At 42.0% G+C, this 24,314-nt stretch carries 20 protein-coding genes; 9 read left to right on the forward strand and 11 right to left on the reverse strand.

Going from position 1 to position 24,314, the window contains the following annotated elements:
• Positions 1-17 precede the first annotated feature (17 nt).
• The 3 genes from cbiB to QUD05_RS24590 all read left to right on the forward strand — a co-directional run bounded on the left by cbiB (position 18) and on the right by QUD05_RS24590 (position 4,647).
• The gene (cbiB, locus tag QUD05_RS24580) at positions 18-992 is read left to right on the forward strand and encodes an adenosylcobinamide-phosphate synthase CbiB (protein WP_289798378.1); all 975 of its coding nucleotides are present in this window, start codon (positions 18-20) and stop codon (positions 990-992) included.
• An 84-nt stretch (positions 993-1,076) separates the two neighbouring features.
• A complete protein-coding gene (gene pyrR, locus QUD05_RS24585; protein WP_094353001.1) occupies positions 1,077-1,613 on the forward strand; it encodes a bifunctional pyr operon transcriptional regulator/uracil phosphoribosyltransferase PyrR in 537 nt (178 codons plus the stop codon).
• A 451-nt stretch (positions 1,614-2,064) separates the two neighbouring features.
• On the forward strand, positions 2,065-4,647 hold the full coding sequence (locus tag QUD05_RS24590) for a GAF domain-containing protein (RefSeq protein ID WP_289798379.1): 2,583 nt from the start codon (positions 2,065-2,067) through the stop codon (positions 4,645-4,647).
• A 384-nt stretch (positions 4,648-5,031) separates the two neighbouring features.
• Here the strand turns inward: QUD05_RS24590 and QUD05_RS24595 are convergent, their stop codons facing one another.
• Complete coding sequence (locus tag QUD05_RS24595) at positions 5,032-5,760, reverse strand: Ycf66 family protein (protein ID WP_289798380.1); 729 nt, start codon at positions 5,758-5,760, stop codon at positions 5,032-5,034.
• Between the two features lie 216 nt (positions 5,761-5,976).
• Here QUD05_RS24595 and gnd point away from each other — a divergent pair, with 216 nt between their 5' ends.
• Positions 5,977-7,407, forward strand: coding sequence for an NADP-dependent phosphogluconate dehydrogenase (gene gnd, locus QUD05_RS24600; protein ID WP_289798381.1), 1,431 nt, complete (start codon positions 5,977-5,979; stop codon positions 7,405-7,407).
• Between the two features lie 166 nt (positions 7,408-7,573).
• On the opposite strand, the gene QUD05_RS24605 is transcribed toward gnd, so the two are convergent.
• Positions 7,574-8,716 carry a serine/threonine-protein kinase gene (locus tag QUD05_RS24605; protein ID WP_289798382.1) on the reverse strand — a complete coding sequence of 381 codons (1,143 nt, stop codon included), beginning with the start codon at positions 8,714-8,716 and terminating at the stop codon, positions 7,574-7,576.
• A gap of 264 nt (positions 8,717-8,980) precedes the next feature.
• The gene (gene cax / locus QUD05_RS24610) at positions 8,981-10,072 is read right to left on the reverse strand and encodes a calcium/proton exchanger (RefSeq protein ID WP_289798383.1); all 1,092 of its coding nucleotides are present in this window, start codon (positions 10,070-10,072) and stop codon (positions 8,981-8,983) included.
• Between the two features lie 530 nt (positions 10,073-10,602).
• On the opposite strand from cax, the gene QUD05_RS24615 reads away from it, so the two are divergent.
• Positions 10,603-13,311: a DUF3536 domain-containing protein gene (locus tag QUD05_RS24615; RefSeq protein WP_289798384.1), complete on the forward strand. Its 2,709-nt coding sequence runs from the start codon at positions 10,603-10,605 to the stop codon at positions 13,309-13,311.
• A gap of 143 nt (positions 13,312-13,454) precedes the next feature.
• On the opposite strand, the gene QUD05_RS24620 is transcribed toward QUD05_RS24615, so the two are convergent.
• The 6 genes from QUD05_RS24620 to QUD05_RS24645 form a co-directional block, all read right to left on the reverse strand.
• Entirely contained in the window at positions 13,455-13,616 is a 162-nt protein-coding gene (locus tag QUD05_RS24620; RefSeq protein WP_289794484.1) for a hypothetical protein, read from the reverse strand.
• Positions 13,617-13,811: 195 nt separating this feature from the next.
• Positions 13,812-14,084, reverse strand: coding sequence for a hypothetical protein (locus QUD05_RS24625; RefSeq protein WP_289794483.1), 273 nt, complete (start codon positions 14,082-14,084; stop codon positions 13,812-13,814).
• A 129-nt stretch (positions 14,085-14,213) separates the two neighbouring features.
• Entirely contained in the window at positions 14,214-14,621 is a 408-nt protein-coding gene (locus QUD05_RS24630) for a transposase family protein (protein ID WP_289795575.1), read from the reverse strand.
• A gap of 450 nt (positions 14,622-15,071) precedes the next feature.
• Positions 15,072-15,317 carry a hypothetical protein gene (locus QUD05_RS24635; RefSeq protein ID WP_289798385.1) on the reverse strand — a complete coding sequence of 82 codons (246 nt, stop codon included), beginning with the start codon at positions 15,315-15,317 and terminating at the stop codon, positions 15,072-15,074.
• A 39-nt stretch (positions 15,318-15,356) separates the two neighbouring features.
• Entirely contained in the window at positions 15,357-15,602 is a 246-nt protein-coding gene (locus QUD05_RS24640; RefSeq protein ID WP_289798386.1) for an HNH endonuclease, read from the reverse strand.
• Between the two features lie 7 nt (positions 15,603-15,609).
• Complete coding sequence (locus QUD05_RS24645; protein ID WP_289798387.1) at positions 15,610-16,707, reverse strand: Gfo/Idh/MocA family protein; 1,098 nt, start codon at positions 16,705-16,707, stop codon at positions 15,610-15,612.
• Positions 16,708-16,782: 75 nt separating this feature from the next.
• Here QUD05_RS24645 and QUD05_RS24650 point away from each other — a divergent pair.
• The 3 genes from QUD05_RS24650 to QUD05_RS24660 all read left to right on the forward strand — a co-directional run bounded on the left by QUD05_RS24650 (position 16,783) and on the right by QUD05_RS24660 (position 19,892).
• Positions 16,783-17,474, forward strand: a protein-coding gene (locus tag QUD05_RS24650) for an IS1 family transposase (RefSeq protein WP_289794349.1) whose coding sequence is annotated in 2 segments (ribosomal slippage) — positions 16,783-17,107 and positions 17,107-17,474 — 693 coding nt in all. Because the reading frame shifts where the segments join, the coding sequence is not laid out codon by codon here.
• Between the two features lie 910 nt (positions 17,475-18,384).
• The gene (locus QUD05_RS24655) at positions 18,385-18,780 is read left to right on the forward strand and encodes a hypothetical protein (RefSeq protein WP_289798388.1); all 396 of its coding nucleotides are present in this window, start codon (positions 18,385-18,387) and stop codon (positions 18,778-18,780) included.
• Positions 18,781-19,142: 362 nt separating this feature from the next.
• A complete protein-coding gene (locus tag QUD05_RS24660) occupies positions 19,143-19,892 on the forward strand; it encodes a hypothetical protein (protein WP_289798389.1) in 750 nt (249 codons plus the stop codon).
• Positions 19,893-20,549: 657 nt separating this feature from the next.
• Here the strand turns inward: QUD05_RS24660 and QUD05_RS24665 are convergent.
• Both QUD05_RS24665 and QUD05_RS24670 read right to left on the reverse strand, forming a co-directional pair.
• Complete coding sequence (locus QUD05_RS24665) at positions 20,550-21,821, reverse strand: RuBisCO small subunit-like domain-containing protein (RefSeq protein ID WP_289800069.1); 1,272 nt, start codon at positions 21,819-21,821, stop codon at positions 20,550-20,552.
• A gap of 467 nt (positions 21,822-22,288) precedes the next feature.
• Complete coding sequence (locus QUD05_RS24670; RefSeq protein ID WP_289798390.1) at positions 22,289-22,543, reverse strand: hypothetical protein; 255 nt, start codon at positions 22,541-22,543, stop codon at positions 22,289-22,291.
• A 369-nt stretch (positions 22,544-22,912) separates the two neighbouring features.
• Between QUD05_RS24670 and trmFO the strand changes: the two genes are divergently transcribed.
• Complete coding sequence (gene trmFO, locus QUD05_RS24675) at positions 22,913-24,229, forward strand: FADH(2)-oxidizing methylenetetrahydrofolate--tRNA-(uracil(54)-C(5))-methyltransferase TrmFO (RefSeq protein ID WP_289798391.1); 1,317 nt, start codon at positions 22,913-22,915, stop codon at positions 24,227-24,229.
• Positions 24,230-24,314: the final 85 nt, after the last annotated feature.

The following is a 24,314-nucleotide window of genomic DNA, read 5'->3' on the forward strand; positions in this document are numbered from 1 at the left end:
CCCAAGACTTGCGACTTATGACTAATAATATCTATATCTTAATAATTGCAGCATTTTTAGATTATTTAATTGGCGATCCTTGGGATTGGCCTCATCCAGTGCAAGTTATGGGGTGGGTAATTTCTCGCCTAACCAAATTTTTTCTCCAATTGTGTCAAAATTCTCTAACACAACGCCTAGCTGGAATTGTACTAGGTATTATCTTGATAATTGGTAGCGGTCTTGTTGGCTTTTTGATGATTCAAATTGCCAGATGGGTTCATCCACTCTTAGGAATTGCCATAAATAGCATTCTTTTGGCTAGTTGTTTTGCTGGCAAAAGTTTGCGAGTAGCAGCGGAGGCTGTTTTACAACCTTTAACAGTCGGAGATTTGGAGAAGGCTCGAAAGATTTTAAGTAATTACGTTGGTCGAGATACCCAAAACCTCTCACAAGCAGAAATTTACCGAGCCGTTTTAGAAACGGTTGCAGAAAATGCCACAGATGGGGTAATGGCTCCGCTTTTTTATGCAATTGTTGGTGTCTTTATACCAGTTGTGGGGCCAACTCCCTTAGCTTTAGCATATAAAGCCAGCAGTACCCTTGATTCAATGGTGGGCTATCGAGAAGCACCCTATACTTATTTAGGATGGTTCTGTGCCCGGTTAGAAGATTATTTGACTTGGCTACCTTGTCGGTTAACAGTTGTGACTCTGGCACTGCTATCGGGTAAACCGATGCATATTTGGCAAATTTGTCGTCGGGATGCAATTAAAGATCCTAGTCCCAATTCTGGCTGGAGCGAGTGCGCCTATGCTGCATTTTTAGGTGTGCAGATGGGAGGTACAAATTGGTATCGGGGGGTAGCCAAGTCCAAACCACTGCTAGGAGATGCTATTTATGCCATTACTGCAACTTCTATTCAGAATGCTTTACAGCTGACTCGATATTGTTTTTTGCTATGGTTAGGGATAGCGATCGCAATATTCTTAATGCTCCCAAATAAAATGTAAAGTTAGGAGTTAGGAGTTAGGAGTTAAGAGTTAAGAATAAAAACTCCTAACTCTTAACTCATCACTCCTAACTAATGACTCGCTATGTCTGCCAAAGTAGTTGAAATTCTCTCATCTGAAGAAATCCGTCGTACCTTGACTCGTCTTGCTTCTCAAATTGTCGAAAGGACGCGTGATTTGTCTCAACTGGTACTTCTTGGTATTTATACCAGGGGTGCGTTATTAGCCGAATTATTGGCGCGTCAAATTGAGACGCTAGAAGGTGTAGCAGTGTCAGTCGGCGCTTTGGATATTACATTTTATCGAGATGACCTCGACAAAATTGGATTGCGGACTCCAACGAAAAGCGAAATTCCTTTTGATCTTACCGGGAAAACGGTTGTACTCGTGGATGATGTGATTTTCAAAGGACGGACGATTCGCGCGGCTTTGAACGCAGTCAACGATTATGGTAGGCCAGAAGTGATTCGTTTAGCTGTGTTAGTAGACAGAGGCCATCGAGAATTACCAATTCACCCAGATTTTATTGGCAAGAAGTTGCCTACAGCTAAAGAAGAAATTGTCAAAGTTTACCTACAAAATTGTGATGGACGAGATGCAGTAGAGTTGATTGCAGATTAGGCTAATGGAAGCAGGGGAGCAGGGGAGCAGAGGGGCAGAGGGGCAGGAAGTACAAACTGATGCATTAATCCTGCATTTTGTCCCTCATGTACTTGAAAAGTAATATCAGTAATCAAGCAAAAATGATACCACGGGTAAAGGCAACTGCGAGAAGTCTGTAAAACCTTGTTAAAAAATAAAGATTGTTTGCCTGCCTTGCCAGAAAACCACAACTCCTAATGAGAAAATAAGACATTCTAACCAAGCGATCGCCATAAGATTGTCAACAAACCTGTTAATCAGACCCAATTTTTTTGAATTTAAAGGAAACAAAAGCATTATGGGACATGACTTAGAAAATTAGTGCCTCAAAATACTCCTGAAAGCCAGTCTTTGTTTAATAAGGTTTGTGTAGAATTTGGTGGTGAGGTTCTTTAATTGATTCTCAATTGCAACAATCCAGGTTTCATTTATGAGTCAGTCTTTTTCTCAAAACCAAGCAAGACGAAATCGCCAAAAGAGACTCTGGCAACAAAAATGGAGTTTAAAGACTAAAGCAATGGTTTGGGCACTAAGTATCAGTGTCCTCCCTGTGGTTGCAATTGGAACAGCTACTTACAATTATGGAATTAATTTAATCAACACACAAATTCCGCAAGTAAGACAAGAGAGTGTAAAAAGTTCACCAGAAAGTGAACTTGCTCTACAAAGACAATTGTCACTCTTGTTAACTGGTATGGGAGTGACAGCAATTTTAGCAGGTGCGATCGCTGTTTTTGTGACGAATCGAGTTATGAGTCGAGTCAGCAATGTTGCTGCAATCTCTAATAATATTAAAAAGAGGCTACGTCCAGACAGTGAGTTTACTCAAGTCTTCATCGCTGGCCAAGATGAATTAGTGATGTTAGAGAGAAACATCACCTTATTTACAGACCTACTTTCGGTTTTAATACAGGAGAAAGAAGCCGAAGCTGATTATTCCCAACTATTAATCAAAATTACCCGCTGGGTTCGAGAATCATTCAATGAAGAAGATGTTCTCAAAACTACCTCAGAAGAAATTCGTAAAGCTTTAAGCATCGATCGCGTCACCATTTTTTGCTTCGACTCCAAATATAATGGAACCTTTATCGCCGAATCAGTAGCGCCTGGTTTACCGAAAATATTAGGGGTTACAGTCTCTGAGCCTGGATTTGAGGCAGGGTATATAGAAAAATACCAAAATAGTAGCATCCATGCTACTGATAATATCCATCAAGGCGATCTCAGTGATGCTGATATTGAGTTGCTGGAGCAATTTGCTGTCAAATCTAGTTTAGTAGCACCTATTCTCAAAAGCAAACGGCTATTCGGTTTATTGATTGCACATCAATGTTCTAGACTTCGCTTTTGGCAACAATCTGAGATTGATTTGTTCTCTCAGATAGCCATGCAAGTAGGATTTGCCCTTGACTACGCCAACCTTCTACAACAAGTAGATACCAAGGCAGATAACGCTCAGGTATTTATCGAAATTACCCGCAGCATTCGCCAATCGCTCAACGAAGAAGATGTCCTCAAAACGACGGTGGAAGAGGTTCGTAAGGCATTGAGTACTGACCGAGTGCTGGTTTATAGCTTTTACCCTAATTGGTCTGGAATTATAATTGCCGAATCAGTGGTTCCAGGTTATCCCAAAGTTTTGCGGTCTGAAATTCAAGATATCTGTTTTGGTCAGGGTTATGTAGAAAAGTATCAGTCTGGTCGCGTTGTAGCCACAAACAATATTTATGAAGCTGGTTTGGCTGATTGTCACATTAACTTGCTCGAATCCTTTGCTGTGAAAGCAAATTTGGTCGCCCCTATTCTCAAAGATGAACAATTATTTGGCTTATTAATTGCACATCAATGTTCCAGACCCCGTGATTGGCAACAATCTGAGATTGATTTATTTGCTCAGATAGCCATGCAAGTCGGGTTTGCTCTCGACCATGCAAGACTCCTGCAACGCATCGAGGCTGAGGGTGTGCAAAGTCAGTTGTTAGCAGATACTATCGGCATTATTCGCCAATCACTCAACGAAGAGGATGTCCTCAAAACCACTGTGGAAGAGGTTCGCAAAGCTCTGAGTACCGACCGAGTGATGGTTTATAGCTTTGATGCTGATTGGTCTGGAACAGTGATTGCTGAATCAGTTGTTCTCACTTACCCAAAAGTTTTGCGAGCTGAAATCCAAGACCCATGTTTCGGTCAAGGCTATGTAGATGACTATCAGTCTGGTCGCGTTCTCGCAATCAACAACATTTATGAAGCTGGTTTGGCTGACTGCCATATTAACTTGCTCGAATCCTTTGGTGTGAAAGCAAATCTAGTAGCCCCCATTATTAAAGATGAACAGCTATTTGGCTTGTTAATTGCACATCAATGCTCCAGACCCCGTGATTGGAAACAATCTGAGATTGATTTATTTGGCCAGATAGCGATGCAAGTAGGATTTGCTCTTGACCATGCAAGACTCCTGCAAAGAATCGAAGCTGAAAGGATGCGAAGTCAGTTACTAGTGGATATTATCCGCAGCATTCGCCAATCCCTCAAAGAAGAGGATATCATCAAAACTACCGTGGAAGAGGTTCGCAAAGCACTGACTACTGACCGAGTGTTAGTTTATAGCTTTTACGCTAATTGGTTCGGAATTATTATTGCTGAATCAGTGCTTCCAGGTTATCCCAAAGTTTTGCGGTCTAAAATTCACGACCCCTGTTTTACTCAAGGCTATGTAGAAAAGTACCAGTCTGGTCGCGTTGTCGCAATCAACAACATTTATGAGTCTAGTTTGGCTGATTGTCACATTAAACTGCTCGAATCTTTTGGTGTGAAAGCAAATTTAGTAGCACCAATTATCAAAGATGAGCAGCTATTTGGCTTGTTAATTGCACATCAGTGTTCTGAACCCCGTAATTGGCAACAATCTGAGATTGATTTATTTGCCCAGATAGCGATGCAAGTAGGATTTACTCTCGATCATGCTAGGCTCCTACAAGCGTATCAAACTGCTGAAGCAAACTCTGAGGAATAGTAGGGGCGCGCAGCTGTGCATAGGTGTCAACTTAACGCTAAACCCGCTTGGTGACAACGTTTTGCCCTCACCCCCAGCCCCTAGATTTAGGAGAATCTCTAAGCGTTTGGTGTATGCAAAAAATTTTCAGACACCCTCTAAACCATTGGTGTTGATAGCGAATGTTGAACAATTTCCGACAGTAGAGCTAGCTTTTGCTTGGACAAGAGATAGAAACGCTCCATTGATTTGAGGACACATGAATTTCTTTTTAGCGTTTGATGTGTGCTTCTATCGTTATGAATTAGCGTTTGAAATTAGCTCTAAAATAGCCTGATGGAAATAGTGAAACCCAACACTATATTAGGATTAGGTTAACGTTGGGTTTCACTGCATTCAACCAGCTTAATTCGGCGGTATTGCTTCCGGTGGCGTTTCCGCTGGGGGAGCGAGTACCGCATCTGGAGCAATTTCTTCTACGGGAATCGGTTGCTTATGCTCAATTTCAAAATCTGGTTGCGCTGCTTCCACCAATTCAGGAGATGGGGGATGTGGTGGAATCGCTTCTGGTACACTCTCGGTTTTTGCTTCGGTGTCGGTAGTAACTGTCTCTTCTGCTGGTGGTTCTGGGATGACAATAGTTTTGTCAATAATCTCAATAGCAGGTTTCTCTGACAGTACAGAAGTAATATCTTCAGGTTTGGGGGTTGTGGGTGTCTTTTTACTCACAGTCTGTTGCACTTTGTCTTTCGCACCACTGAAGGTGCTACCCAGACCTTTTTGCAACTGGCCCAGCCGTTCCTGAAGGGACAACTTATTTACCTGTTCTTGAATGCCAGTTTTTACCGTCTCAGCACTGGGTACTTGGGTTTGTTGTGCCTGTGGGGTCAATTGCCGACGTAATGATAGAGTTTGCCAGCCAAACCAGACCAAAAGAGCCACACTAGCCACATGACCCAGCAACAAACCTCCAGTAATGCGTGGTGCAAATACCCATAAAACTAAAGCGTAGAACAATCCTACGCCACTCCAGATAAAGTCATTCTTACGATGGATTTCTGGGAAAAAGAAAGCTGCTATATAAATGGCTAAACTACCAAGACCCACTACCAAAGCTAGGACAAATGCCAGCATTATTTGGTTACTCCTTACTGCGTCCTTTAATTATTTCAATTTTGCAAATTTTGTCAGTCAATTGTTGATTTAGATACAATTTAAAATTAATTATCCATGTTAGTTGTGGATTTTTGTCGTTTATATCAAGTCTTAAGGTCTTCTTTAGGGGAGAACGGAAAATATCGGACTACCCTTATAGGTAAAGGATCTGCAAGAGTTAGCCAGAAATTTTTTATGACACTACAAAGCTTTGGTGTGATTGGATTAGCCGTTATGGGTGAGAACATCGCTCTCAACGTGGAGCGCAATGGCTTCCCAATTGCAGTTTACAACCGCTCCCGCGAAAAAACGGATGCGTTTATGGCGCAGCGTGCTACAGGACGGAACGTCAAAGCCGCCTTTACTCTAGAAGAATTCGTTGCCTTATTGGAACGTCCCCGCAAAATTCTAGTAATGGTGCAAGCTGGTAAGCCAGTGGATGCGGTGATTGCTCAACTCAAACCCTTGTTAGAAGAAGGCGATATCATTATCGACGGTGGCAACTCTTGGTTTGAAGATACGGAACGCCGCACTCAGGAATTAGAACCTACTGGGCTTCGGTATCTTGGTATGGGTGTCAGTGGCGGTGAAGAAGGGGCGTTGAATGGCCCATCTCTGATGCCTGGAGGTACAACAAGCTCTTACGAGTTTCTATCACCAATTTTCAACAAAATTGCTGCCCAAGTCGATGATGGCCCTTGTGTAACCTATATTGGCCCTGGTGGTTCTGGCCACTATGTGAAAATGGTACATAACGGCATTGAGTACGGCGATATGCAGCTAATTGCTGAAGCCTACGACTTGCTGAAAAACGTCGCTGGATTAAACCCCAGTCAGCTACATGACGTGTTTGCTGAATGGAACACCACCGATGAACTCGATTCATTTTTGATCGAGATTACGAAGAATATTTTCCCATATATTGACCCAGACACAAATCAACCCCTGGTGGATTTGATTGTTGACGCTGCTGGTCAAAAGGGAACTGGACGCTGGACTGTGCAAACTGCATTGGAATTAGGAGTCTCTATTCCTACAATTACAGCAGCAGTTAATGCCCGGATTATATCTTCGATTAAAGAGGAGCGGGTAGCAGCATCGAAAGTCCTCACAGGCCCCAGTATCAAGTATGACGGGCAAACTAAGGACTTTATCAACAAAGTACGTGATGCTCTCTATTGCTCAAAAATCTGTTCTTATGCTCAAGGGATGGCGTTGCTATCCACAGCTTCAAAAACATATAACTGGAATTTGAATCTGGGCGAAATGGCACGGATTTGGAAAGGTGGTTGTATTATTCGCGCTCGCTTCTTGAATAAGATTAAGAAGGCTTTTAGCGAAAATCCAGCATTACCTAACCTGTTGTTAGCTCCCGAATTTAAGCAGACAATTCTCGATAGACAGACTGCTTGGCGGGAAGTGATTGCAACAGCTGCAACAGTTGGAATTCCAGTACCAGCATTTAGCGCCTCCTTAGATTATTTTGACAGCTATCGCCGCGATCGCTTGCCTCAAAACCTAACTCAAGCACAACGCGACTACTTTGGCGCACATACCTACCTGCGTCTCGACAAACCCGGAAGTTTCCACACTGAATGGGTTCCTATTGCTGAAGCCGAGAAGTAAGGTTTCGCACATCTGTATCAGAATATTGTGAAAGGTTAGTCAGTTTCAAAATACAGATTTAGAAGTGGCTCTGAGTTTCAGAGCCACTTTTTTTAACATAGACACAAAGCGATAAACCGCAGAGAAAGAGAGGAGGATAATAGCGATTCTCTATTTTTTCTTGATTTTAAGGGTTATTATTACCAAGATATTTAGCTTTTAATTCTTCTAATTCTTGATCTATTTTGTTTGTACTAGTAGTCTGAGGCGTTGGGTTTGGTGGTTGTATTTTATTTGTTTGAGGTTTGCTACTACCCAAAAATTGGGTTTTCATTTGTTCTAATTCTAGATCAATTTGACTAGGAGATTTCAATACAAAATTGGGTGGAGAATTTGGTGGTGATTGAGGGATAGGCTTTAGTGCTATTGCTGGTTTTGCTGCTGCTGGCGAGTATTTATTTAAGTCTTTGAGAACTTCGTCTACTGTTTGATAACGCCGAATTGGGATACTTGCTAGCATCTTGTTGAGAATGCGACTCAACTCATTACTGACGGGAGTTTGCAAGTATTGCTGCCATACCCAAGTATCGTTGTTGGTATCATAAGAATCGAAGGGCGATCGCACTGTTAATAAATTAATACAAGTCGCACCCAAACTATAAATATCGCTGGCGAAAATAGCCCTACCTCTCATTTGCTCTGGCGCAACATATTCTGGACTCCCAATACTAGTACCAGTTTTATTTAAGGCAGCGCCAGTGGCAGATTTAGCCGCACCAAAATCTACTAATACTAGTTTGCGTTCGACATTGCTCTCACGAATAATATTTTCTGGCTTAATATCGCGGTGAATGACGTGTCTGGCATGGCAAAATTGCAACACTGACAATAAATCGTTTAATAGTTGCCAGATTTGCGTTTCACTAAAAGCACCTTTATGTGCCAATTCCTGGGCTAAGTTTTGCCCGTCGATAAATTCTTGTACAAGATACTGCCGATTTTCTTGGGTAAAATATGCCAATAGTTCGGGAATTTGGGGATGCTTGCCCAATTCATCTAACTGCACTGCTTCTTGGTTAAATAACTCTACGGCTTTTGCCAGAGTGCTAGTGCCTTGGGATTGGGGATAAAATTGCTTAATTACGCAGCGTGGTTTTGAGGGTTTATCCTCATCCACAGCTAAGAAAGTTTTGCCAAAACCACCTTGTCCGATTGGTTTGATAGCACGGTAACGTTCTTTGAGGAGTAACTTGGAACCACAAGTCACGCAAAAATTGACATGATCGGGATTTTCCGGCTTGGGACAATGGGGATTAAGGCAGTAGCTCATACAGGCGATCGCTCTTATATCTCTTTATTTTACTGGCGTTAAGGGTGGAGACTTTTGCGAATCCGTTAAAATATGAGCGATCTCTACGATGGGCTACTCGGCGTCCCACTACTAACTAGTACAGCACGGCGGAAATCAAGCCGCCACTTGAAAACTTGCAAAAGCCTTGATATACAAACTTTTGACTTTTAACTTTTGACACTTCGACTCCGCTTAGTGTGAACTTTTGACTTCCCCAAAGGGGCTGACTTCCGCCTTGCTGTACTACCCCATACCTTCCATAACTGGATGGAAGTAGAAGGCGAACCCCAACACTGTATAAGCGGCCAATAATAAAGTACCTTCGAGCCAATTGGACTTACCATCGGAACTAATACTGTTGGCAATCAACACTGACACAACCACAGCAACTAATTCAAAGGGCTTGAAATCCAAATCCATTGGTTTACCTAATATCCGCCCTGCTATTACCAATACAGGTGCGACAAATAGGGCAATCTGCATACTCGATCCCACAGCTACCGAAAGGGAAAGATCCATCTTATCTTTCATCGCCACGGTGACTGCTGTGGCGTGTTCAGCCGCGTTACCGACGATGGGAACTAATATCACCCCTGTAAACAGCGCCGTCAAACCTAGCTGAGATGTGGCTACTTCCAGAGAATCTACCAACATTTCTGACTCAAGTGCCACTAGTAAGGTGCATACTAGCAAGACACCAACCCACAACATCATATTTGGTTTCGCGTGAGGAGTTTCCTCTTCTTCTGTCTCCGCTACACCCACATCATAAAGATAGGAGTGGGTTTTCATCGAAAATAGCAGTGTTAGGGCGTAAACCAAGATTAATACTACGGCAACAGCAATAGACAGATTTTGCAATGTTTGTTCGTTAATTCCTTGAGAAGTATAGTTCATTGCTGTTGGCATCAAAATGGCAATCACTGCCAAATTCATCGAAGCAGCATTCACCCGCGCCACAATTGGCTGAAATGTCTGTTCTTTGTAGCGCAGTCCTCCCAAAAGCATGGAAAAACCCATCACCAGTAGTAAGTTGCTAATAATCGATCCCGTGATACTAGCTTTGACTACATCAATTAACCCAGCGTTCAGGGCTACTAGGGCAATGATTAATTCTGTAGCATTGCCAAATGTGGCGTTTAACAAGCCCCCCAGCGATGGCCCAACTACGACAGCAATTTCTTCTGTAGCTGTACCCATCCAAGCTGCTAAGGGCAGAATTGCTAATCCAGCTGTAATGAAAACTGTCAATTCTCCCCATTCCAGAAAGTGGGCTGCTACAGAAACCGGGATAAACAGTAGTAAAGCGAAAAGAATAATGTTTTTGGTTGACATTTGTTGTCTTAAGTTGAGGGTATCATTCACAGCGAGCAATCCTAAGTTTTCAATTTGGAGTGTTGAATTAACAATCACTTTGATTCAGCACTCCCATAGGATACTCTCAACCGCCTGTAGAACAATTCAGAGATTGTACTGTTTTCCGTTCACCGCTGTGGATGTTGTGTAAAGCAAAATTGCGATATAATGAGTTCTCGTAATCTTTTGTTGCAAAACTATGAATTTGAGCCAAAATATTACATCAAAAATGGGGTTTAATATATTAAAAGACAATTAAATTTTTGATTGGCGCTTAAGAAGAGAAAACCCCTAACTAAGGCTTTGTTTAATGGCTAATTACTTTAAGCCTTCAGGGAAAGGGCTGTGCGATAACGCAGATTTCCCACTACAATAAAACAGCTTTGTCAAAATTTAGTTGGATATCATAGTTGTTATTTATACCGGATTTTGTGTGAAAACTATTGTAGAAAGGTTTATGCACAATGTTTTCGGTGCAACTGTAAGTTTTTTGTTTTGGATAAATATACATGACTTCTGCTGCTGAAATGCCAGCTAGCTCTGGCTCAACGTTAACATTACATTCAGATCCCAATAACACTAAAGAAACCGATCCCCTGAACAAGGCTAATGGTGTTTATGTGACGGTGCATGGTCATTTTTACCAGCCACCAAGGGAAAACCCTTATCTGGACGCAATTGAACGCCAACCGAGCGCTGCACCTTTCCATGACTGGAATGAGCGGATTCATTGGGAATGCTATCGTCCAAACGCCTTTGCCAGAGTCTTAAATGACCAAGGTGAAGTGGTGGGGATCGTCAATAATTACGAACATTTCAGTTTTAATATTAGCTCAACGCTGATGTCGTGGCTAGAACGCTACGATGTGGAAGTTTATCAGCGGATTTTAGAGGCGGATGCCAAAAGTAGCCAACGCTTGCATGGTCACGGCAATGCGATCGCGCAAGTATACAATCACATCATCATGCCTCTGGCGAATGAGCGCGACAAATATACCCAAATTCGCTGGGGTAAAGAAGACTTCCGCTCCCGCTTTGGCCGCGATCCCGAAGGAATGTGGTTAGCGGAAACTGCTGTAGACTACGCCACCCTAGAAGCTCTTGTGGCTGAGGGTATTCGCTTCATTGTCCTGGCACCATCTCAAGCACTGCGTTGCCGTCCCCTCCCCACTCCAGATCGTCCCCATCCTGAATGGATCGAAGTCGGCGGTAGTCAGATTGATTCTACTCGTCCTTATCGTTGTTATTTGAAGCCCACATTAGACACTTCATCTTCACCTCTGAGTGCAATCGCCACTAGCCCCAAGGATGCTAGTACAGAAGAATTACCCTACATTGATATCTTCTTCTACGATGGGCCGATATCGCGGGATATGGGTTTTAGTGATGTCGTTTATAATTCCAGTCACTTTGCCGGCCGGATTGGTTCGGCGGTGCGTGGGGATCATCGTCCAGCACAGCTAATTTCGGTGGCGACGGATGGGGAAACCTTTGGGCATCACAAAAAGGGAACAGAGAAAACTTTAGCCTATGCCTTTACCAAAGAGTTTCCCCAACAGGGTTGGACGGTAACGAACTTCGCCCACTACCTGAGCTTAAATTCTCCCAGTTGGGAAGTGGAATTAAAGTCAGTCACAGCCTGGAGTTGCGCCCACGGTGTCGGCAGATGGGAGGATGACTGTGGTTGCGGTGGGGAAGGCTCAGTTTGGCATCAGAAATGGCGTCGTCCCCTGCGGGATGCCCTAAATTGGCTGCGGGATCAGCTAACTGAGGTGTATCAGGAACATGGCAGACAGTTATTTCGCGATCCTTGGCTAGCGCGAGATGAATATATCCAAGTAATGCGCGATCGCTCTGCTACCAATGTCAACCGTTTCCTCGCCCGTCATCAAACCCACAAACTAACCGCAGCCGAACAAGTAGACGCACTACGCCTATTAGAAATGCAGCGTCACGCTTTGTTAATGTTCACTAGTTGCGGTTGGTTTTTTGAAGAAATTTCCCGTCCAGAAGGGACACAAATTCTGCGCTACGCTGCCCGTGCTTTGGAATTGGCAGGGGAAGTGGCTGGCGTGCAGCTGGAAAAAGGCTTCGTCAAACATCTAGGTTTAGCCCCCAGTAATGTAGACGAGTTCAAACACGGTGCGGAAATTTATCGGCAACTAGTGTTAACTGCCCAACTTGGCTTTAAGCAAGTTGCAGCCCATTACGCTATTACTTCGCTGTTTACCAATCAGAAACCAGCAGAAACGCCACCGAGAAAAGATGCTGTTGACAAACAGTCTCAGCGTTACCAGAAGCGGGTTTATTGCTATGCTGCTAATGAGCTAGATTACCAACTGCAACGCATGGGATCGCTAACTCTGGCTGTGGGAAATTTAAAGCTGGTATCAGAGATTACTTGGGAAAGTGAGCATTTGGTATTTGCGGTTCTGCATTTGGGAGGCTGGGATTTCCACTGTGGCATTCAACAATTTACTGGGCGGCGTGACTACAGCAAATTAAAAGAAAAGCTGTTTGGGGCGCTAAAACAAGCTAGTGCGGCTCATACGATATTGGCGATGACGCAGCTATTTGGAGAAGAAGCTTTCAGCTTGCAAAATCTATTTGCTGAAGAACGCCACCGGATTATGCGGCTGCTGAGTCAGGAAACACTGGCACGTTTAGGACAGTTGTATACCCAAGCCTACCGTGATAATTATGGTGTGCTGATGGCGTTTCATCGAGATGAACTAGCAGTACCCCAAGAATTGCAGGTGGCAGCAGATATTGCTTTAGGGCATCGCTGTCTGATGACATTGCGATCGCTTGAACAAGAGATTGCCGATCCCCAAAAGAGTTGGAATCACATCCTAGAATTAGAGGCGATCGCAACTGAAGCAAAACATCTGCGTTGTCGGCTGAATATTCCTGACGGCAAGCAAATGTTAGAACAGTTAATTGCGCGATCGCTCTGGCAATTGTTGCACGATGCCAATGGTAGCTTTAATGCAGATATCCAACTATTGGAGCGATTGATTGATGTCGGGGATCAACTAAATATTGATATTTCCCTACAGCGATCGCAGGAACTATATTTTAGCTGTCTGCAAAGTCAGATAGCGCTAGTGTGTATTACTAGCGTTGGTAATGAAGCAGATAATCAGTGTCTTCAGTTGCTCAAGTTAGGTAAAAAGTTAGCCGTTGATGTTAGCTCGATCTCAAATCAGCTGAAATAGATGTAGTGGCGCACAGCAGTACATTGGTGTCAACGTTTTGCCCTCTCTCCCATCCGTGAGTGAGAGGGGGGCTAGACATTCAATTCCCCTTCTCCTTTGGGAGAAGGCAGGGTGGATTAATTGTCGGGAGAGAAAAAGTTTTCTCACTCGACCATTGGACTCACAGGCATTGGGCAAAAGGAGTCGGAGTGGTCAAATAGCGCATCAAAAATCATTTGAAGTTGGTTAGCCATCAGCCTTAACGCTTCGGGAAGAGTCCGACAATTTAACTGACGAGCCAGGGAAACTAAAAACTGTCTGACCATCGCCCAATTAGCTGGTGAAAAACCGCCAGTATGAATACAGTTATCTTCATTTAAAGTTACATCCTTGACCCAATGAAGTTGATTTTCAATTGACCAATGACCACGAATAATCTCCGCGAATTCTGAAGCTGAATAATTTCAGCTACTTAAATAAAAGTGTTGTTCATGATAGTCAACAATCTGGCGACGACAATTCTATCCTTGAGGTCGAGTTCCATATCTGTTAACCTCAATTAAACTTTTAGCGCCAACCCAATCAGGTAGTGACTCAAATGGAATTGGATAGACTTTGACTTGACGAGTAGTCTTTCGTCCATGTAAATTTTCATCATGGTAATTGGTATCGATAGCGATTGAGGATTCAGCTAGCTCAGTAGCTACTTTCAGGAGATTTGGCTGGTTTCTTTTAATAGTAATAATGTAGTCATTTTCTCCCTCGATAATCAGCTCAACAGTTTTTTTTGGCAATGTAGTGCATCGGCTGTAATCACGATATGATGCCCATAAAGCTTTTTAATTAGCTCTTCTACCACACTAATCTCACTGTTTTTGTTATTTTCCATAGCTTGATGTCTGATTACCCATCCTTGCTGATGACTATAAACTGAAAACTGAAACGATACTCACAAAGTTTTGATAGGATTGATTTCCCCCGGTTACAGTACTTTTAATACATTTCCCATCGATGGCAAATAATTCTTTGAAATTAATTGGCAAACTCTTTTCTGCCCAGACGTTAAACAGTTCAGCTAATATCTGAAAATCAATTGACATCATAATATTTCTGAATGTTGATGCTGACGGAAATTGAATATCTGGAGATAAATCTAATAATTTGATTAGAGATAATCGATGATTTTTTGTGAACTCAGCTAAAGGTTTATACCCCCAATATCCTGTACAACTACCTAACAAAACTATAGTTAGTATTATCCAAAGTCTATGTCTAATACCTCTAGCATGTCGATAATCGGGAACCCCTTGGATTGCTTCGATTAAATTCATTCCTAACTTTCCTCTGGGAGAACCGTGTTTTTCTTAAGGAATCATCCTTCTATGTTATATTTTCTCTCTCGACAATTAATCCACCCTGGCTTCTCCTTTGGGAGAAGGGGTTAGGGGATGAGGGCGTGAGGGATTTGCAAAACGCCTGTCCGATATATAGCAACGGACAGGGAGCTTAGGACAGCAATAAAATCACAAAGTACGCTGTTGAAGACGCGTTTCCCGCAAACTGTCCTAACGGCTTTGGCGACTGCTATAGTTTTCAACTTAAGTCAAAACCTCGTTGCCAGCTAAAGATTGGGAACGAGGTCAATTTTTGGATCAAAATTTCATCCACTCAGTGCTGAGTAAATTTAAGAAGTACTCACTACTTCCGTACTACGGTAAAAGCCCCGCCCCTTGTGGGCGGTCTTTCAACTCTAAGCCGAGGCACTTGGAACTCAGCACTCTTCATCTAACGTGGGAGCGATCGCAATGGTAGGGATAAAGCCACTCACACTTGAAGACTCCACGGGTATGTTTTTCAAAAAATGTTCCTGCATGGCGTCCAGGTGATATGTCGATCCCAGCTTTCGTTTTAATCTCATATAGCCAGGGAAAGGCTACTACTAAAATAGCTATGACAGTGAATAAGTAAAAAAGCGTAGTTCTAATATTGAGAAATATTAGGAAATTGCTATTGTGATTTTGAGGCATAGAAATGAGAGAGAAACTAATAGCTCATCCCATCGTAACCTAAAGCTGAAAATATCGCCGGAAACGCGGATCGAGATTATCTGTTTTCTGCTGATTACAGGTAAAACAGAGAGTTTGGAGATTGCTAATATCATTTTGACCCCCACGAGCGAGGGGAATAATATGATCGATGCTGAGGTTAGTTTCTACATTAGTTTTACCGCAACTTCGGCATTGATATTGGTCGCGTTGAAAAACATATTTTTTGACTTCCGGCGGGATACGAATACGGGGAGTTTTGCTCATTTGTTTTCTAGTTCCTCAGAAATTCTTCTAAGCTAGGTACGTCTAACCAACTTGATTTTTGATGCGATTCATGAGATAAATCCATCAACAACTGAGAATAAATTCCTTCGCGTAGTGATGGTATAATTTCGTGACTGTGGTCAATTCCTTGCACCCATTGGTCTACTACGCGGATAAATGCTGAAATGCGCCCATCAGCATAATTTTTGGGAAAAATTAATCGATTTGGTATTTCTATTTCCGTCAAAGGTTTACCTGGTTGGGAAGCCCAAACACGAAAACCATGTATATAATCTTTTTGATTTTCACTACCTACAATTAATGTACCGCGATCGCCATATACTTCTACCCAATGGGTTCTTGCTGCATGAACAACTGCACTGATAGAAAGTTGGCAAGGTGTACCATTGGCTAATTCCAGCGTTAATATACAATTATCATCTGTATTCACTGCTTTAGATTTCCCGCTAATCGGATCAACTCGTGTAGGAATAGCAGTAGTTAAATGGGCGTTTAATCTCCGCACTGGCCCAAATAACCAGTGAATATAATCAAAGGCGTGAGAACCCAAAGATCCCAATGCACCGCCTCCTTTCTCTTTATCAGAATACCAATTCCAAGGGCGTGAAACATCAGCACGAGAAGAACCTAACCAATCAATTTTAATTAGGCGTAACTCACCCACATACTTTTCTGACAACAATTCTGCAAACAATTGCCATGCTGGGACAAAGCGAAATTCAAAGTCTACAGTTGCAATCACGCTTTTTGCTTTAGCTAACTGATAAAGTTCTTTCGCTTCAAATGCATTTAAAGTTGTCGGTTTTTCTAGTAATAAATGTTTTCCCGCTTGCAATACGGTTTTTGCCATTTCATAGTGCAAAAAGGGCGGCGTAGAGATGCTGACGGCTTGCACTTCTGGTAATGCCGCAATATCTGCAAGTGAGTCGGAAGCGTGGGTGATATTATGGGATTGTGCTATAGCTTTGGCTTTATTTATATCTCGGTGATAAACAGCAACTACCTCAGTGCGAGGATGTGCTTGGAATCCGGGAATGTGGACTTTCTGACCAAATCCAGTACCTGCGATCGCAACTCCAATCATCTAATTTTTATCCCCATATTTATCTAACTTATTATTGGCGTTGCATAATGGCGGTATGAATTGAGGTAAAACTGGATGGAATGTCCGCGTTGTGGGTCGTCTCATATCCGTAAGAACGGAAATAAAAGAGGTAAACAGAATCACATTTGCTGTAATTGCGATCGCCAATTTATTGATCGGTACGAACCACCTCAAGGATACAGTGATGAAGTGAAACGGGAATGCCTGAAAATGTACGTTAATGGTATGGGATTTCGTGGCATTGAACGGGTCAAAGGTGTGCATCACACGACATTGATTACTTGGGTAAAACTTGTAGGAGAACTGCTACCTGATGTTTATGATCCAGAGACAATTCCAGAAGTTGGCGAACTCGATGAACTAGAAACGTTCGTCGGCTCAAAAAAAACAAAGTTTGGCTTTGGACAGCAGTGAACCACTTCACACAAGGTATTTTAGCGTGGGTTTTGGGCGACCATAGCGCCGAAACTTTTCGACCGTTATGGGATATTGTAGGTACTTGGCAGTGCTATTTCTATGTCACGGATGGATGGTTGGTCTATCCAGGCTTTATTCCAGAGGGCGACCAGATTGTGAGCAAGACTTACATGACACGAGTTGAGGGGGAAAACACCCGGTTGCGCCACTATCTCGCTCGATTGCATCGAAAAACGCTATGTTATTCCAAATCAGCACAAATGCTGAAATACTCGATTCGATTGCTACTTCACTATCTCAAGTTTTGGGATGTTCCAGTTTCAGTATGATTCATACCGCCATTATGCAACGCCTTATTATTTACTTAATATCCTTTGAAAATTCATATCTAATCTGTAGTTATATCAAACTTTGTAGACAATATTTTTCCTCCTGCTTGGCGGTTACTATGGAGTTGATAACATCTAGCGATCGCTCTTTTTAATCTAGTATACTATCAGATAGGATTATCGTAAGACTCTATAGGACTTAAAGTATAAGTTATATCAGCTAACAGTAGTACATGGATTGACTGTTGTAAATACCGATACTTTTAGCTTGCTTTTTATGTCTGATGTATGCGTTGCTGTAGGCATCTCTGCTATCAACTAATCACCACATATTTTGGTCTGTTCGCGAAGCGTCTCGTAGAGAAGCCCCGTGCTTCACGCAATGCTTTAAAGTAATGAGTGGATGAAAAATGGGTATTTACTCATTACTTATTACTCATTACTCCTTCTTAAGAGCGCCTTTAGGTCGGTGAGGATGTCACAATTTGGGTTAATAGCGGCTATCGAGGCAAGAATTTTCAACATTGGGTGATGAATGTATACCGCTAGATTATGTCGGTTGTTATTCGCATCAACATTGCAACGTTCTTCATAAATATTGCAATATTTCTCATCAACATTGCAATATTCATCATCAACATTGCAACGTTCTTCATAAATATTGCAATATTTCTCATCAACATTGTAACGTTCTTCATAAATAGTGCAATATTTCTCATCAACATTGCAGTATTCATCATCAACATTAAAGCAATTGCAAAGAAAAACAGGTGGAAACTGAAAATCAAGAGAAATTACTCAGATTAATTGGTTTTTTCTTAACAAATATAATTATCACTAATTTTACTGAGCCAAAAAACAGCTTTAGTAAGCCAAAGTAGCTTTATAAACCTCTCGAAGGAATATATTGATGTCTCGTAAAAAACGTACATCCCGTGTTCTCGAAAAAGCTGAGTTGAGATCCGCTGGACTAAAAGCAATTGATTCAAATATGAGTTTTGGTGATGATTGCGATTTGCAAAACTTGAGTCAAGCAATTGAACAGCTAAGAACCATGCTTGATGCTTATAACACTGCTTTAACTGTAATTGATTCTTCTAAAACTAAAATTGATACGATGGAGAAAACTCTACGTAATCTTACAGACAAAATGGTAAGAGGGGTTGCTTTTAAATATGGCAAAGATAGCAGCGAATATGAAATGGCGGGTGGGGTTCGCGAGAGTGAACGGATTCGCAAAAGCAGATTGAGCCGCTTGAAAGCTGCTGCTGGAGAAGCATCAGATAAAAATCCTAAAACTATCTAATACAGCCCGGATAAAAGCATAAAACAGAGGGAAAACAATGTTCTTACAAGGGATGTAGGCAACGAACAAAGGCACTTAGCTGATTAAAATTATTTTTTATATTACTGCAATTGTTTATGGTAAAGCATAACCTATTGCAATTTTTTATATTTACTAATGCTCTTTGATAAACAACAATTATATACAGCTACTATCATGCATCATCACGCATATTAGATCGGGCATTTTGTAGTCATAACTAACATTTTGTAATGCTGAGAGTCTTGCAGAGCAGTATTTTCAAGCCATTTGCTTGTATAAATACTGATTAGAGTTTATAGTGGTACGGTGTTTTCCGTTCCTTGTCTCGGCAGATTCATAACATGATTTATTTTGGCAAATTACAAAAGTATTTTGCGGGCATTTCTTTGTCTGTAATTTTAGTAGGTGATTTAGTTCTCACACAAAAAACTGCTCCAGTTTTAGCTCAAACCATCAATACATCGATCGGCAATGCTGTGACATTCAGTTGCAATGATAGTGAAGCGACAATCGCAGCTAAAAATGGTCCCAAAGTAGTTAATGGAACAGCAAGAATTTACATTGGTTATCAGCAACTATCAAATAACAAAAACCCTGTAACTGTCCGCTTTAATAATGGGATACAAGCATGGTGTCGTAATGATTACGAGACAACAAATGACGATGGTACAGGTTACGGATTGTACTGGAATGGAAATGATGTTTTATATGGCATTTACTCTTCCACAGGCACTCAGACAGGTAATGATTTTCGCCGTTTTGCCAGTGGTCGGTGGTTGCCTAGCTATGGTTATGGAGGTGGGCCAAAAGCCGCAGTGATAGCCCGGATTAATCCAGCTAATGGCCAGGTTGATTATGCCACATTTTTCTCTTCTAAAAAGGCAGATAATGGACAAACTAACTCTTTACTTGTCAATCATCTATCATGGAATGGGGCAAATTTAACTGTGAAAGCTCAGTCATGGTGGACTCCTCGTGGCACTAATACAAATTCCATGAATTGCTATGGTGCATCACCTTATCAATACACAGCTGCGTTTACAGGCGATTTAAGAACAATGACCTCAGCTTCAGCCAGTACTTGTTGGTAAAAGGGAAAAATTCAGCTATCAAATTGAGGAAACATATTGTTTCCAGTTGTTTAAGAATTGACAAAAATCTGGCGAATCTAATTCGCAGCTTCAGATACCCGACTTCTCCAAGAAGCTGAGTTTTCACGTCATGTAGAAAAGCCAACGGAAAACCTAACCCTCCAGCCCTTTCTTACAAGGGAAGAGGGGGAGAAATCAAAGCCTCTCTCCTTGTAGGGGAGAGGTTTGGAGAGGGGTTTTCCAGATCCCGTGAAAAGTCAGCTCTAAGAAGTTGGGGTTTTTGTTGTTCACCACATATTTGGATCTGTTCGCGAAGCGTCTCGTAGAGAAGCCCCGTGCTTCACGCAATGCTTTAAAGTAATGAGTAATGAGTAAGGAGTAAGGAGTAAGGAGTAATGAGTAAGGAGTAAGGAGTAATGAGTAATGAGTAAGGAGTAATGAGTAAGGAGTAATGAGTAAGGAGTAATGAGTAAGGAGTAATGAGTAAGGAGTAAGGAGTAATGAGTAATGAGTAAGGAGTAATGAGTAAGGAGTAATGAGTGGATGAAAAATAAAGCTTTTTAAACCCGCGTGGGCGGGTTTAGTCTGTTTAGATGCAGTTTCTAACCGTCGATTTAATTTCCGATTTCTAACTCCCGGATTCTGCTGCATCTGCCCCTAATTGTTTCCATTTGGACGCTGAATAATTGTCTCCACCACCCGCCGCTTGGCTTTAGGATCGATACCTACTAAGCGCACATACTCACCGCTATATTCTGACAAAGTTGCCTCTAAATTTGAGATGGCATCAGACTCGGCATCAATGTGGCTATGAACACAACTTTGCCAAGAACCTGTGCGAAAACGGCGCTCATCTACGTGTTCAATACTAATTTTGTAACCTTGAGACAATAATTGCCGAATCTGTTCTTGTGTCTCTAAAGTTAAATGGGCACTTGATGCTTGCTGTTTCTGAAATTGATTAGTTTTTACTTCTTTGGTTGCGCCATTTGACGGCTGACTAGTTGGTGTGACAACAGCAGGTGGTGCGGATTGAGAATTTCTACCTCGATTTAGTCGATTGTAATCATCAACCAAATGGGAACTTTCCACCCGTTTTTGTTCGCCAACCAGGAAGTTACCAGACTCGATTAAGTGAGACAGCCTGAAATCTGGTTTTTTAAACTCAGGTGGCCCTTGAGTGCTGTTAACTACATTTAAGGATATCTGCTCAAAACCTACTTTATGAATGTAGTTGCGGATTTGTTCGTCATAAATGCGCGATCGCAAAGCGCTAAAAAAGTCAATAGACTGATTGACAAAAGTATCAACTAGCTGTTCAACTTCTTTTTGTGACAGTCCATCTGGTTCAAAAATCCCCTTGACAATTCCCACCTTGTCATCTCTATCTGGTTCCCAGTAGAATTTCTCCATCCGTCCATCCCGAATTAACGGTGCATAGAGGGTAGAAAAATCATTACCTGTGACAATAATCGGCACACGATGTAAGGGTGTGGAATCATAGCTTCCCGGTAACTGCACATCTGTGGGATTATCAGCAATATTCATCAGTGTGGCATTCACCAACTGCGTGTTTACAGTATATTGAGTGCCTTCATCAAAGCGTCCAGCACCGGCATCTAAATCGTTAATCATCAGTACACACATTTTGCCGCGTACTTTGATCAGTTCAGCTGTTTCCCGATAGCGCAACCGAATCAACCGCGCTGGATCTCCCGCATCTGGACTTTCTAATTCGCCGCCAGATACGTGAGTCACTTCGATACCCATTTTCTCGAAGACTAATTGACATTGAAATGTTTTACCTTCTCCTTTGCGTCCATGAATACCCAGGATCACGGGAACTCGCACGCCAGGAAGCTTCAGGAAATTTTTGGTGATGTGGACAGCAAGTTTGTCCAAAAAGCGGGGAGCGATGTAGTAACCCATGAGTTTATGTGATGAAAAATTAACACTTCTAAGGTTAATGTTAATTTTTTTGGGGATAGCGATCGCTTTTCTTTCAGACAAGCTTGTGTTTGTTAATTTGTTGGGTTGATTAGACATCTTGCAAAAATAACTTTTGCAAGATATTGGGGAAAGGTTAAAGGGTAAGTAAGGAAAAATTCCATACCTTTACCCTTTACCCTTTACCCTTTACCCCTTCCTCTTTTTCCCACAATGCCAAGAAGTCTATTGTCTGTTACCAAAGTTAAACACGCTCCCAAGCATGGACTGGTGAAAACTGCTGCTATTTGGTAGTGCCAAAGATTTGATTACAATCTCAAATGACTTTGATAAGCCATTTGTATAATTCCAGAATTACTTAGATTAGCCTATTTTTGAGAATAGAGTGTGTTTGAAAACACGCCCTTGTATTGCATGTTGCTATAGTTAATGGAAATCGTTTGTATCTACTACGTCTCATTACCCGAAACTCCTTTGAAAGCAGACACCACCTCTTCTGTTAATGTACTTGGGTTGTTAGGATCGTTATAAATTGGAATACCGCGATTTTCAAGAGCAGCAATAATCTTAGTGTTTAGTACTGAATCAGGAGGTGTTTCGCCACCGTATACACTTTTTAATTCTTCATCATCTGTTACTTCCTCAATAAACATAACTGGAGCTAGATTTAAAGCGACCTTATTTTTGATTTTGTTTTTAGTCATAAATCACGTCCAAATTACGCATTGTTAACTAATAATTGAATGCATACTGAATGTATCATCTGGAAAAAGGAAAAATCAAGGTTTTATACAAAACGTCCTACTTTTTTGATTAATGCAATTAGCCAATATCTGAGAACGCGATCGCACTTCCTGGCAGTGTGTCAGTTGGAAAATGTTCAGCCCAGCGTTGCTTGGTGGCTTTTCATGTTATGGCAAAATCGATTGTAAAAAACCTTGAGAGTTTAGTCTCAACGTTACAATTGGGTCAATACTTTATTTGCACTGGTTGTGGTTTAACATCACTTTTGATTTAATTTTACTTTTGTAATGCTGATGGATACTTATAATATGGGAATTAANAATTTAACTATGGAAACACAACCGATACAAGTAATTGGAGGTGGACTAGCTGGGACAGAAGCAGCTTGGCAAATAGCCCAAGCTGGAGTGCCAGTAATTCTGCATGAAATGCGTCCAAAGCGATTTAGTCCGGCTCATCATACAGAACATTTAGCAGAATTAGTGTGTAGTAATTCCTTTGGGGCAATGGCAAGCGATCGCGCGGCGGGATTATTGCACGAAGAGTTACGCCAACTCGGTTCGATTGTCATCTCAAAAGCTGATGAACACGCCGTTCCGGCTGGTGGGGCGCTAGCCGTAGACAGGGGACAATTTGGCCAAGATTTAACTGAAACTTTAGCGAGTCATCCTTTAGTTGAATTTCGTCGGGGTGAAGTGTCTGCAATTCCTGAAGGGATTGTGGTTTTAGCAACCGGGCCTTTAACCAGTCCCGATCTAGCAGAAGATTTGCAACGCTTTACGGGGATGGAATACCTGAGCTTTTTTGATGCAGCCAGTCCGATTATCGTCGGAGAATCGATTAATCGTGACATTGCTTTTATGGCATCACGTTATGACAAAGGTGAAGCCGCTTATCTCAACTGCCCAATGAATAAAGAGCAGTACTTGCACTTTCGGGAAGAACTTTGTAAAGCTGAACAAACAGAACTCAAGGGTTTTGAACGAGAAACGGCGAAATTTTTTGAAGCTTGCTTACCCATAGAAGAACTAGCCCAGCGCGGGGAAGATACCATGCGCTACGGCCCCCTGAAGCCAGTGGGATTGTCAGATACTCGCACAGGGGAACGTCCTTATGCTGTGGTGCAGTTACGACAAGAAGATAAAGCTGGTCAACTGTGGAACATGGTAGGATTTCAAACAAATCTGCGTTGGGGCGAACAAAAGCGAATCTTTCAATTAATTCCCAGTTTAGAAAAAGCAGAGTTTGTCAGGCTGGGAGTGATGCACCGCAACACTTTTATTAACGCTCCCCAATTAATGCATCCTACCTTGCAATTTAAAGAGCGTCCGACATTGTTAGCCGCTGGACAATTGATTGGTACTGAAGGTTACACTGCTGCGGCTGCGGGTGGTTGCTTGGCGGGAATTAATGCAGCGCGGTTAGCCTTGGGTAAAGAAGCTTTGGTTTTACCACCAACAACCATGATGGGTGCGTTATTAGAATTTATTAGTTCCGCTTCACCGAAGCATTTCCAACCAATGCCGCCTAACTTTGGGATTTTCCCCGATTTAGGAATGAAAATCAAAAGTAAACCAGAGCGTTATGGACGTTACCGCGATCGCTCTTTAGCTGATTTGGCAAATTGGAAAGCTAATTGTAATTAATGGGCATTGGGAATGGGGAAAGGGAAAGGGGTAAGGGGAAAAGGGGAAAGAATTAAATTTATTCCTTTTCCCTTTAACCTTTAAC

Source organism: Nostoc sp. GT001 (assembly GCF_030382115.1).
In the GTDB taxonomy this organism is placed as follows: domain Bacteria; phylum Cyanobacteriota; class Cyanobacteriia; order Cyanobacteriales; family Nostocaceae; genus Nostoc.

Coding starts and splice junctions, on each gene's coding strand:
- cbiB (WP_289798378.1), top strand. CDS start 18: ATGACTAATAATATCTATATCTTAATAATTGCAGCATTTTTAGATTAT.
- pyrR (WP_094353001.1), top strand. CDS start 1,077: ATGTCTGCCAAAGTAGTTGAAATTCTCTCATCTGAAGAAATCCGTCGT.
- QUD05_RS24590 (WP_289798379.1), top strand. CDS start 2,065: ATGAGTCAGTCTTTTTCTCAAAACCAAGCAAGACGAAATCGCCAAAAG.
- QUD05_RS24595 (WP_289798380.1), bottom strand. CDS start 5,760: ATGCTGGCATTTGTCCTAGCTTTGGTAGTGGGTCTTGGTAGTTTAGCC.
- gnd (WP_289798381.1), top strand. CDS start 5,977: ATGACACTACAAAGCTTTGGTGTGATTGGATTAGCCGTTATGGGTGAG.
- QUD05_RS24605 (WP_289798382.1), bottom strand. CDS start 8,716: ATGAGCTACTGCCTTAATCCCCATTGTCCCAAGCCGGAAAATCCCGAT.
- cax (WP_289798383.1), bottom strand. CDS start 10,072: ATGTCAACCAAAAACATTATTCTTTTCGCTTTACTACTGTTTATCCCG.
- QUD05_RS24615 (WP_289798384.1), top strand. CDS start 10,603: ATGACTTCTGCTGCTGAAATGCCAGCTAGCTCTGGCTCAACGTTAACA.
- QUD05_RS24620 (WP_289794484.1), bottom strand. CDS start 13,616: ATGGTCAGACAGTTTTTAGTTTCCCTGGCTCGTCAGTTAAATTGTCGG.
- QUD05_RS24630 (WP_289795575.1), bottom strand. CDS start 14,621: ATGAATTTAATCGAAGCAATCCAAGGGGTTCCCGATTATCGACATGCT.
- QUD05_RS24635 (WP_289798385.1), bottom strand. CDS start 15,317: ATGCCTCAAAATCACAATAGCAATTTCCTAATATTTCTCAATATTAGA.
- QUD05_RS24640 (WP_289798386.1), bottom strand. CDS start 15,602: ATGAGCAAAACTCCCCGTATTCGTATCCCGCCGGAAGTCAAAAAATAT.
- QUD05_RS24645 (WP_289798387.1), bottom strand. CDS start 16,707: ATGATTGGAGTTGCGATCGCAGGTACTGGATTTGGTCAGAAAGTCCAC.
- QUD05_RS24655 (WP_289798388.1), top strand. CDS start 18,385: ATGTCTCGTAAAAAACGTACATCCCGTGTTCTCGAAAAAGCTGAGTTG.
- QUD05_RS24660 (WP_289798389.1), top strand. CDS start 19,143: ATGATTTATTTTGGCAAATTACAAAAGTATTTTGCGGGCATTTCTTTG.
- QUD05_RS24665 (WP_289800069.1), bottom strand. CDS start 21,821: ATGGGTTACTACATCGCTCCCCGCTTTTTGGACAAACTTGCTGTCCAC.
- QUD05_RS24670 (WP_289798390.1), bottom strand. CDS start 22,543: ATGACTAAAAACAAAATCAAAAATAAGGTCGCTTTAAATCTAGCTCCA.
- trmFO (WP_289798391.1), top strand. CDS start 22,913: ATGGAAACACAACCGATACAAGTAATTGGAGGTGGACTAGCTGGGACA.